Below are 6,866 nucleotides of genomic sequence, written 5' to 3' on the forward strand. Positions count from 1 at the left end.
ACAGAACTGTTAATACAAAAATTTAGAATCAAAGGACGTCGTCATGGAATTGTACAATTTAAAGCATCCATCTCAGGTGGTCAGCTTTACACAAGCGGTAAAACTTGGACTTGGAAAAGACCGTGGGCTTTTCTTTCCAAAAAATATTCCTACATTAGATGATATTGACGGCTTACTTGCATTGCCGTTTGTGGAGCGCAGTAAAAAAGTTATTGGCGCTTGGCTAGCCGAAGAGCTGGGCCAAGATACGGTTGATCGCATAGTTGAACGGGCATTTAATTTTGATCTGCCGCTGGTACAAGCTGACAAGGACTTATATAGCTTAGAGCTATTCCATGGTCCGACATTGGCGTTTAAAGACTTTGGCGCACGCTTTATGGCGCAGTGCTTAAATGAGTTGGCAAAAGGTGAGAAAATTAACATCCTAACCGCGACTTCTGGAGATACAGGCGCTGCGGTAGCGGATGCATTCTACGGGCTGGATAATATCAATGTGGTGGTGCTATACCCTAAGGGGAAAATCAGTGTACTGCAGGAAAAGATGTTCACCACGCTTGGTGACAATATTCACACCGTGGCTGTCAGTGCTGATTTTGATGCCTGCCAAACCTTAGTTAAGCAATCATTTGAAGACAGTGATATTCGAGATGGTTTGCACCTTAACTCTGCCAATTCAATCAATATCAGCCGTCTATTGGCACAGATTTGCTATTACTTCGAAGCGGTCGCGCAGTTCAAAAAAAGTAATAACTCAGATCCCGTTATCGCAGTGCCCAGTGGTAACTTTGGCAACCTAACCGCAGGCCTTTTTGCAAAGGCGATGGGGTTGCCGATTAAACGCTTTATCGCTGCCACGAACAGCAATGACACCGTGCCTCGTTATCTCGATAACGGCGAATGGTCACCGCAATTAACAGTAGCGACGATGTCTAATGCAATGGATGTTGCTGAACCAAGCAATTGGCCGCGAGTTGAAGCCATTGTTAAAGTGATGAACTGGTCATTAACCGATATTAAAGGTATTGGTGTTTCTGAGGCTGATACCGTTGATTCTGTCAAAGCGCTTCATGCTGGGGGTTATCTATCTGAGCCACATGCGGCTATTGCCGCATTTGCCTTAAAGCAAACGCTATTGGCAGATGAAAAAGGTATCTTTCTTGGCACTGCCCACCCCGCTAAATTCAACGAAGTAGTTGAGCAGATCTTGGCAGTGGATTTGCCGTTGCCGCCTGAGCTAGCGGCTGTGGTACCTAAAACCATTTTGTCAGCCAATCTAGCAGCAGACTTTGAGGCATTGAAGCGGCACTTGTTTACTATTTTGGTTAAATAACCTTAGATATAGCGTTTTAGTGTTAAAAAGAGAAGCTGTTATGGCTTCTCTTTTTTTGTGGGTTAGATATGCCTTAGATGTGCGCTTATCGGCTGCAGGGTAAAGTAATTACAGTGAAACTAGCGTGTTTGACTATAAGTTTTAACATGTGCAGCTAGATGTATTAGCTGGATCTGTTTTGGTGTGATCTAGATCTCGTTGCCGACTTGAAATATTTTATATTGTGCGCCGCAGTTTTTATTAGAGGTGTCCTATCGGTGTTACGTTTTATAGTCAGTGTATTGTTCATCAGTTTGTTAAGTGGTTGCGCCACTGAAGAGTTTCAGTTGTACCACCGGATAAACGAAGCATATGACTTTGAAGTCACCCACTGCGATAGCTTTGCCATGGTAACGGGCATAGGACGTGGAGACACCGCCCTTGCAGATGCAAAACTCAGTGCTATTAAGCAGGGTGAAGAGATCGAAGGAACACATATAGTTTGGTTACAAATCGACTTAGGTGAACCAACTAAAGTGGTCGCGGTTATTTATAAGTGTCTAATGTAATCATCTGTATTAGCCCTGTGGTCATTGGGCTATGGCCATACTGCGTAGCCAGTTAATCTCTTCAGGCCACAGCTCTGCACTGGTCGTTTCTAGGATCAGTGGTATCCCCTTAACAGCTTCAAGTGTCATTAACGTCGCAAACGCTTCAGCTCCTATCTCGCCCTTCCCGAGAGACTCATGACGGTCTACCCGGCTGTTAAGTCCAGTTTTACTGTCGTTTAAATGCATGGCTTTGAGATATTGATTGCCAACAATCTTATCAAACTCAGCAAAAACCCTTAGGCAGCTTTCTTGGCTGCGAATATCATACCCTGCGGCAAACATATGACAGGTGTCGATACAAATACCCACTCGTGACTTGTCTTCAACGCCGTCAATTATCTGAGCGAGTTGCTCAAAACTATGACCAAGATTTGAACCTTGACCCGCTGTATTTTCAATCACTGCAGTTACCGTACTTGAACGCGCGAGGGCAAAGTTTATCGACTCGCTTATCCGTTTTAGGCATTTATCTGTGTCAATCTGCCTTAGGTGGCTGCCGGGATGAAAGTTAAGCAGGGTTAAACCAATTTGTTCGCATCTGGTTATTTCATCATAAAAAGCTTCACGTGATTTTGTTAACAGCTCGTCATCTGGGTGCCCTAGGTTAATGAGATAGCTGTCATGGGGTAAAATGGCATCCATTGAAATGTTAGCTTTTTGACAGTTTTCTTGAAATAGTTCGATTTGCTTTTCATCTAGTGCCTTGCTTACCCAGCGGCGCTGGTTTTTGGTGAACAGTGCAAAAGCGTTAGCGCCGATAGCGGCTGCATTTGTCGGTGCATTTGCGATGCCGCCAGAGGCACTGACATGTGCACCTATAAAGTAGTTCGGTTGCATTGTTTCTTATTCCTGTATTTCAATTGATTGGTGTTGTAAACGGTTCAAAGTTATTTCAGCGTTATTAGCACCTATAAAGGTGTGTTATCAGTAAAATAAGTGATTGTAAGTTAGTCTGATTTTGTTGATCTCTATCACGATGATACGCATTAGCATTTTGTTATAGTTGGCCGTTATTCGTACGGTTTACTAATATTGTATCTAGTGAGGGTTAATTCGGGTGGAGAAAACTATGCTAGCCAGACTCATGCACGATCACAAGCATATTGGTATTTTGCTTAAGATTTTACAAACCAAGCACATTAAGCTAGCGGCAGGTGAGAGGATTAACTATAACTTAGTCCGTGACATCGTTGAGTATATGCAAAGCTATGCAGAGCACAGCCATCACCCCTTAGAGGAGATTATTTCAGAGTTTTATTGGAACAAGCTAGGCAGAGCTCATATTAATGAAACACTCACAGCTGAGCATAAAAAGCTGGTTGATGCGTCAGCATCCTTAATGGCGACGCTTAATTTGATCCTAAGTGATGTAGTCGTTTCAAAAGAGTCGCTCGTTAGTGACTTAGAAAGTTATGTTGAGTTGCAGCAGTCGCATATGGAGTTTGAGGAGTCGACAGTATTTCCAAAGTGGTCTGATGTAATTACCGAGACTGATTGGCAGACAGTAGCAGAGATGTGCGATGCTAGACTTATCGACGATCCGTTATTTAGTGAAAGTGATAATGTGCTGTTTGAGGAGCTTAAAGAGTACATCGAGATCGCTGATTAATGCGCTTGGACTGAGATCAAAAAAGAGCGCCATATGCGCTCTTTTTAGTGTAGTTGCTTACATTAGGAGGGTGTCTAGCTCACCGTTAAAGCTGTTATCTATATCTTGAAGCTCTTTGAGCAAGCGATGCTTTTCTTTTAAAACTTCGATTTCACGCCATTTCCGCTTTTTATTGGAGCTTCTTGAGCGGCTTGCTGGCTTCTCGACTACACTGTCTAGCGCACTACCATAATCAAGTCGATTCATGGCAACCTCCTATTGTTTATTTTGTCTTTAATGTAATAGCATGCTTTTCAAGTATGGTGCAACATAAATGTTTCATTTATGTTAACCGAGTGTGAAGCTTTAATTTTGTTCTAAGAGGGGGGATGCCGATAAACATGAATAAAATAGATGTATTTTGGAGTTGTTAGCTGTAAAAATTAAAAAAGCCAGTCGAAACTGGCTTTTTTAATAAATAATAACAGTGAATTGACTGCTTATATTTTGCGCTGTTTAAATAAGTTAATTAACGCATTACTCGACGTGTCTAAATCGGTGGCGTCGGTATTGGCGGTTAATCTGTCGAGCACATCGTTACCTAACTGCTTGCCTAGCTCAACTCCCCATTGATCAAAAGAGTTAATCTGCCATATTGCACCCTGAACAAAGGTCCTGTGCTCATATAACGCAATTAGAGCGCCTAATGTCGAAGGTGTTAGTTTGTCCATTAACAGCGTATTGCTTGGCTTATTACCCGGCATGACCTTGTGCTGAGCAATGAGTTGCTTGTCACTGTCTGACAATGAACTGCTGTTAAGCTCAGCTAATGCTTCATCAAAGGTTCTACCCTGCATTAATGCTTGGGTTTGCCCAAAACAGTTAGAGGCAAGTTGCACATGGTGCTCTCCGATAGGGTTATGACTGTTTAAAGGCATAATGAAATCGGCTGGGATAAGTGCAGTACCTTGATGTAACAGCTGGTGGTAAGCGTGCTGTCCATTAGTGCCTTCACCACCCCAAATCACCGGTCCAGTGCTGTAGTCAACATCGGTGCCGTTTAGGGTGACTGACTTACCATTACTTTCCATGTCGAGCTGCTGGAAGTAAGCGGGCAGACCGCGCAAGTAGTGATCGTAGGTGAGCACTACGTGAGATTGAGCGTTAAAGAAATTGCCGTACCATAGGGAGAATAGCCCCATAATGACCGGCATATTATCTTCTAACGGTGCTTGCATAAAATGATTGTCCATCTCATGTGCACCCGCCAACAATTCACGGAAGTGGTCCATTCCCACTAATAGCGCAATAGGCAGTCCAATTGCAGACCAAAGTGAATAACGGCCTCCAACCCAATCCCACATAGGGAAGATATTATCAGCATCGATGCCAAATTCAGTCGCTTTAACCACATTAGAGCTAACAGCAACAAAGTGCTTGGCAACATCTGCTTGGGTAGCACCTTGGGCTAAGAACCAACTCTTAGCACTCAATGTATTGGTTAATGTCTCTTGGGTAGCAAAAGACTTTGACGACATAACAAATAGGGTAGTTTCTGCATCGAGCCCTTTAAGCTTTTCAGTAATTGACGTGCCATCAACATTGGCAACAAAATGACAATTTAGCTGACCTGTCCAATAGGGACGTAGTGCCTGAGAGACTATCTTCGGACCTAAAAATGACCCACCAATTCCGATACTGACAATGTCAGTAATCGTCTTGCCAGTGTAGCCTTTCCATTCACCACTCGTTACTGAGCCAACAAAGCTTGCCATCTTGTCTAAGGTTTGCTGAACTTCAGCAACAATATTGACACCGTCAACATTAATAACCTTGTCTTTTGGTGCTCGCAAAGCGGTATGCAGTACCGCTCGTTGCTCGGTATTGTTAATGGTGTCGCCAGCAAACATGGCTTTGATTTTTTCTTCAAGTTTAGATTCTTTTGCCAATGCAAAAAGCAGTGACAGAGTCTCGCTCGAAGCTCTATTTTTAGAGTAATCTAAAAGCAGTCCACATGCCTTGGTAGACATATCATCAAATCGCTGCGGCTGTTGCTGAAATAGCTCTCGCATGTGCGGCACTGTTGTACTGTGTTTTGCTAGCGCTTGCCAACTAGCAAGCTGAGTCAGTTCGGTCATTTTAGTAGCCCTACTCCATTAAGACGTTAGTTCTGCTTTTAACATGACTTCAAGTTTACCTTGGTCAATGGCAAAGTTACGGATCCCTTCAGCAAGTTTCTCTACAGCCATTGGATCTTCGTTAAACTCCCAGCGGAATTGTGCTTCAGACATTGCAGGCTCAGCTGCAACAACTTCTGTCGCAGGAAGCAGTTTTTGAACAATAGGTGTATTGCTATTAGATAACTCTTCTAATAATGCAGGACCGATGGTTAATCTATCACAGCCTGCTAATTCGATGATTTCACCGGTGCTACGAAAACTTGCGCCCATGACGACAGTATTAAAACCATGGCGTTTATAGTAGTTATAAATGCTGGTAACTGAAACTACACCAGGGTCTTCACTTGCTGAGTACTCAAGACCAGTATCTTTTTTGTACCAATCTAGAATACGGCCAACAAATGGTGAGATGAGGTAAACACCGGCTTCAGCACATGCACGTGCTTGAGCAAAACAAAATAGTAGCGTTAGGTTACAGTTAATGCCTTCTTGTTCGAGCTCTTTTGCTGCGCAAATACCTTCCCAAGTAGAAGCTAACTTAATCAAAATACGTGATTTATCAATTCCCGCTTCTTGATACAGTTTGATTAGCTTATGGGCTTTTGCTATTGAGGCTGTTTTGTCAAAAGAGAGACGAGCGTCGACTTCTGTTGAAATACGACCTGGAACAATTTTAAGGATCTCTAGACCGATATTGACGGCGAGTTTGTCACCGGCATCTTCAATCTGTTGCTCTACATCTTTACTTTGGCTTTTTGCCCAAGCAATTGCATTTTCAATCAAGCCACTATATTCGGGGATCTGCGATGCTTTTAGGATTAGAGATGGGTTGGTTGTAGCGTCTTCAGGCTGGTAACGTTTTATGGCTTCAATATCACCGGTATCCGCAACGATGGTTGTGATGGGTTTAAGTTGTTCTAAAGTGTTAGCCATGTGAATTACATCCTTCTCAATGAGCAGCGTAAGTTTGATAGTTAATTAGCAGGTATTAAAAGCCATTTTAATGATCATTCCAACTAAATATGAAAAAAAATTACAGAAAAGTTGTAAAAAATCAGTAAAAGCGCTTTTTTTCGTAATATAGCAACTAAAGGTAGCGTGTAAATCTTGCTGTTGTATTACAGGTTAGCTTTAGGCACGCGTAATAGACATAAATATTAACTAATAGCATTAAACAA

General features: G+C 42.6%; 7 protein-coding genes. 3 read left to right on the forward strand and 4 right to left on the reverse strand.

Going from position 1 to position 6,866, the window contains the following annotated elements; translation table 11 throughout:
• The first annotated feature begins 43 nt into the window (after positions 1-43).
• Positions 44-1,330, forward strand: coding sequence for a threonine synthase (thrC, locus tag L2755_RS18250; protein WP_248982112.1), 1,287 nt, complete (start codon positions 44-46; stop codon positions 1,328-1,330).
• Between the two features lie 257 nt (positions 1,331-1,587).
• The gene (locus L2755_RS18255) at positions 1,588-1,878 is read left to right on the forward strand and encodes a discoidin domain-containing protein (protein WP_248982113.1); all 291 of its coding nucleotides are present in this window, start codon (positions 1,588-1,590) and stop codon (positions 1,876-1,878) included.
• 21 nt (positions 1,879-1,899) lie between these two features.
• On the opposite strand, the gene nfo is transcribed toward L2755_RS18255, so the two are convergent.
• Positions 1,900-2,757, reverse strand: coding sequence for a deoxyribonuclease IV (gene nfo, locus L2755_RS18260; protein WP_248982114.1), 858 nt, complete (start codon positions 2,755-2,757; stop codon positions 1,900-1,902).
• Positions 2,758-2,989: 232 nt separating this feature from the next.
• Here nfo and L2755_RS18265 point away from each other — a divergent pair, with 232 nt between their 5' ends.
• Entirely contained in the window at positions 2,990-3,529 is a 540-nt protein-coding gene (locus L2755_RS18265) for a hemerythrin domain-containing protein (RefSeq protein ID WP_248982115.1), read from the forward strand.
• 57 nt (positions 3,530-3,586) lie between these two features.
• Here the strand turns inward: L2755_RS18265 and L2755_RS18270 are convergent, their stop codons facing one another.
• The 3 genes from L2755_RS18270 to tal all read right to left on the reverse strand — a co-directional run bounded on the left by L2755_RS18270 (position 3,587) and on the right by tal (position 6,621).
• Complete coding sequence (locus L2755_RS18270) at positions 3,587-3,775, reverse strand: DUF3545 family protein (protein ID WP_248982116.1); 189 nt, start codon at positions 3,773-3,775, stop codon at positions 3,587-3,589.
• Between the two features lie 233 nt (positions 3,776-4,008).
• Positions 4,009-5,646, reverse strand: a complete 1,638-nt coding sequence (gene pgi / locus L2755_RS18275) for a glucose-6-phosphate isomerase (RefSeq protein ID WP_248982117.1) — start codon at positions 5,644-5,646, stop codon at positions 4,009-4,011.
• An 18-nt stretch (positions 5,647-5,664) separates the two neighbouring features.
• A complete protein-coding gene (tal, locus tag L2755_RS18280) occupies positions 5,665-6,621 on the reverse strand; it encodes a transaldolase (RefSeq protein ID WP_248982118.1) in 957 nt (318 codons plus the stop codon).
• Between the last annotated feature and the right edge of the window lie 245 nt (positions 6,622-6,866).

The sequence above is a fragment of the Shewanella abyssi genome (assembly GCF_023284025.1).
Lineage (GTDB): Bacteria > Pseudomonadota > Gammaproteobacteria > Enterobacterales > Shewanellaceae > Shewanella > Shewanella abyssi.

What these genes read in the sequence shown, in the direction of transcription:
- thrC (WP_248982112.1), top strand. Translation starts at nt 44, where the DNA reads ATGGAATTGTACAATTTAAAGCATCCATCTCAGGTGGTCAGCTTTACA.
- nfo (WP_248982114.1), bottom strand. Translation starts at nt 2,757, where the DNA reads ATGCAACCGAACTACTTTATAGGTGCACATGTCAGTGCCTCTGGCGGC.
- L2755_RS18265 (WP_248982115.1), top strand. Translation starts at nt 2,990, where the DNA reads ATGCTAGCCAGACTCATGCACGATCACAAGCATATTGGTATTTTGCTT.
- L2755_RS18270 (WP_248982116.1), bottom strand. Translation starts at nt 3,775, where the DNA reads ATGAATCGACTTGATTATGGTAGTGCGCTAGACAGTGTAGTCGAGAAG.
- pgi (WP_248982117.1), bottom strand. Translation starts at nt 5,646, where the DNA reads ATGACCGAACTGACTCAGCTTGCTAGTTGGCAAGCGCTAGCAAAACAC.
- tal (WP_248982118.1), bottom strand. Translation starts at nt 6,621, where the DNA reads ATGGCTAACACTTTAGAACAACTTAAACCCATCACAACCATCGTTGCG.